The sequence below is a fragment of the Erythrobacter sp. genome, assembly GCF_039988855.1.
Lineage (GTDB): Bacteria > Pseudomonadota > Alphaproteobacteria > Sphingomonadales > Sphingomonadaceae > Erythrobacter.
The window spans coordinates 1-3,690 of the sequence record NZ_JBDXIY010000010.1; the positions used below are offsets into that span (position 1 = coordinate 1).

Here is a 3,690-nt window from a genome sequence, read left to right on the forward strand (position 1 = left end):
TCGAACAGCCATCAAAAAGGGTTCAAAGAATGCCCTGTCTGCAGCCTCCATCAACAGCCATGCCAAGATAACATCCGCAAAAGCTATCTTGAATCACATCCGAACCCATTTGTGAATCCAGTTTGCCAACAGGACCTAGGTCAGCGCGAAATCGTGATCAAAGGCGATTGTAATGCAGCGCTTGCTCTTTTCCGGTCACTACAATTGAAAAGATTTACTCGGCCGATTGCTTTTCGCTCAACGTGTTTTTAGGACGGTTTGAACGACCATCGATAAGCACCAAAGCCTCTGATCGCACTAACCTGATCAAATCCGGGAACGACAGATCGAAACTTGATGCGTGCACGTCTGACGAGCACAGTTACAGTCTGGTCGAATATATCCCCACCCATGAAAGATGCTAGCGTGGAGCGCGTAACACCCATCCCTTTCGCCCGCACTAGGGCTTCGACCAATCGATGCTCTGCTTGACTTAAGGCAACATGCTTTTCGTCGATGAAAACCTTATCAAAGTCGATCATTGTAATGTTGCCGTAAACGAGCGGGGAGAACCCGAACAACGGCTCGCCGCAACCTGAGCAGAAACGAGCCGCGTCAATTGTATTAATATTTGGCATCTCGCCCATCCTATTTCTCCAAACAGTCTGGTTAATAAGAGGTTCGATTGTTCGTTCGGTGGCGAACATGTACGGATCTCTGAGCGATGAAACAATCGTGGTATTTACTTATGGTCAGCTACCAAGGGGAAATGGACCAATCTGCCGCTTGGTTCTCGATCCGGCGAAGAGTTGAAGTCTCAATTGCTGAAAAGACGATGAGCGCTTGCTCGACTAAGAAGCTATGCAATCTTTACAATCGCAATCACCCGGCCGACAAGCTTGAACCGCTCGAGATTGATATGCTGATTAGGGACGGCTGAGTTATCTGAAATCAATATTGCCTTACTCTTGCATTCTATTCGGACGCGCTTAACCATGGCAACGCCGTCCGATGAAAGGCACCAGATTTGATCATTTGCCCGGATAACGTCTTGGCTCTTGTCGAGTAGTAACAGATCGCGTTCACCGAGCGTTGGCGTCATACTGTCACCAACGCCGTGTGCGAACGCGAGGTACTCAGCAGGTGCGCTTGTAAGCATCTCTAGAAATGACTTCGGGAGGCGCATGACCCCTTGTCCATCATCAGCGGACGTTCTCTCTTCATTTGTTAGCTCAAAGATTGGAATCTCGTGGCTTTCCTCATCGAGCTGAGCACTCGCGAGATCACTGTTGCTTGTGAGAGGCAAAACGCCTCGTTTCGTTTCCGACCAAAGAAAGAAATCCGGAAATGTTTCGCGCAATTTCTCTATTGTTCGAGCGCTCATTCTTGTGCTTGCTGTACCATAGAAAGGGCGAGTTATCGTCGTTGCCGCTACTTTCGCCTGCCTCGCAATCGCGGTCGGCGTTAGCCCAGTGTGATCCGCGAGCGCACGCACAAACCGTTTATCTTTATCCAAGCCATCCATCTCACGGATCTTAGCACTGAGCAAGCTTGGATTGTTGAAGCATTAATGCTATTCTAGGTATGCATAAATACTACACCCTCATGGTTGCAGCTAAACAGCAGAGGTCATGGGGGAAGGCTTTCTGAGAAAGGCGAGGAGCTGCAAAATGACAAAATTCGATTTAGGATTTGAGCCGCATGAATACCGATCCAAAAGGCCGGGCTATCGTGGAACAAGCTTACAGGCGTTTAATCGTGCATTCCCCGATGAAGACTCTTGCATGGCACATCTTTTCGAAATGAGGCATGCCTCAAATCCAGTTTGCTCCCGTTGTGGAAACCGTGACCGTTGGCAAAGGCATCTTCGACAAAAGCACTATTTCCACCCCTGCGGTGGGATTGTATCTCCAATGGCAGGCTGCATCTTTGACCGGACACGAGTGCCTCTACGTCTTTGGTTTTATGCGATGCTTCATTTTGCAAATTCTGCAGAAAGTATCCCAACTTCCTTTCTTTCAAGGCAGTTGGGTGTCAATTACGTGACAGTTTTTAGGATGGTGACCCGTATACGCACTCATCTGGCCGCCATTGATCAGAAAACCCGCGTTGGTGGGACCGGAAGCTTAGTGAGCGCACGTATCGAAACTCTGCGGCGGGTCATAAATGGAAGGCACAGAGCAAGGAACCGGGCACGAGTTCTTCTCCTTGCCGATGATAGAAGTGTCATTTCAACCGTGCTTTATCGTCCAGCCAGATCGCAGATCGTTGCAGTCCTCAAAAGGACGTTGAGGCCGGGTTCTACGCTGCTAACAGACTGTTACTGGACACATCGACTACTGGGAGCATACGGTTCAAGCGCGCCGTTGGCTGAATTCAGGCCTGCCTTCTTTTTAACAATGCACCGATGCCTGATAGCGCGAAAGGTTTCATTTCCTATTTTTGGAATTCGTTCGCCGACCAATTTCGCGGTGTCAATCTCGACAAACTGTGGCTTTATTTGAAGGAATACGAATTCCGCTTCAACAGACGCCACGCTTCTCAACGAACATTTTGGGACATGATTGCCCAATTCCCATCGCTTGCGGACTCTGATGCAGAGCGGCTTCAGCTCGCAAATTGCTGCTTTGGCGCCCCGATCGGGGACCGTAAATGAGACGTGGTACAGGGATCATAGAGTTCTTCGACCGGTTTCCCAATGAGGAAGCCTGCCTCGATCACATTCATGTGCACAAATGGACTCCGCAAAGGAAGTGTCCAGAATGTAGCGCCGTGGGAGAATGGAAAAAGATCAAGGGGACCAAAAACTACCGCCATAGTTGCGGGCAGCATCACTCAGTTCTTAGAGGCACGGCATTCTACCGCTCGAACCTCTCAATCATGGCATATTTTTATGCTCTGCTCTTATTTGCTAACTCATCGAGCGGCGTTCGGTCGGTTTTCGTTCGAAAACAATTGGGCATTGGATTGAAAGCGGCACATCGATTATGCAGCAAAATCCGCGTCCACATGGCAGCTTACAGGCGGCCAGACTTCTTAGGAGGCCAAGGGAAAACTGTGTATGTCGATGAGGTTTACATTAAATATGTCATCGATCAGGATAGCAAAAAAATGCGCCCATCAATCGTTCTGGGGATCATGTGCGAAGGCCTTTTGTTGAGCGGCATTATTCCAGATCGAAAAAGAAAAACGCTGGAGGCGGCGATCAGCAAGTGGGTACACCCTCAAAGTAAAATCATAACTGACGACTGGGTAGGGTACAAAAGACTCTCCTCGCTTGGTTTTATACATCTGACAATCAATCACTCCTCCGGCTATTTTTCCGATTTCAATGGGAATTCGACCTGCGAAATTGATAGCTATTGGGCAACCTTGAAGCGGTCTCTGCGGCTTTATCATCAGGTCAGTGCTAAAAACCTTTGGCTCTATCTGGCCGAAAACGAGTTTCGCTATAATCACAGATTTTCGAACTGTCAGCCTTTTGAGGATCTGATTAGTCACTGGCCCGAATTAGACTCAACCGTCCTGGAAAAGCTCAAAAACCGCTACAACTGGACTGAACTGGGCGCAACCTAGGTCCTGTTGGCAAACTGGATTCACAAATGGGTTCGGATGTGATTCAAGATAGCTTTTGCGGATGTTATCTTGGCATGGCTGTTGATGGAGGCTGCAGACAGGGCATTCTTTGAACCCTTTTTGATGGCTGTTCGA

3 protein-coding genes are annotated in these 3,690 nt (G+C 48.7%); 1 reads left to right on the plus strand and 2 read right to left on the minus strand.

Translation table 11 applies throughout. From position 1 onward, the window contains the following. Positions 1–248 precede the first annotated feature (248 nt). Positions 249–686: a hypothetical protein gene (locus tag ABJ205_RS02860; protein WP_348509994.1), complete on the minus strand. Its 438-nt coding sequence runs from the start codon at positions 684–686 to the stop codon at positions 249–251. A gap of 152 nt (positions 687–838) precedes the next feature. After that, on the minus strand, positions 839–1,363 hold the full coding sequence (locus tag ABJ205_RS02865; protein WP_348509995.1) for a S24 family peptidase: 525 nt from the start codon (positions 1,361–1,363) through the stop codon (positions 839–841). Positions 1,364–2,631: 1,268 nt separating this feature from the next. Between ABJ205_RS02865 and ABJ205_RS02870 the strand changes: the two genes are divergently transcribed. After that, positions 2,632–3,555: an IS1595 family transposase gene (locus ABJ205_RS02870; RefSeq protein ID WP_348509996.1), complete on the plus strand. Its 924-nt coding sequence runs from the start codon at positions 2,632–2,634 to the stop codon at positions 3,553–3,555. Positions 3,556–3,690 lie beyond the last annotated feature (135 nt).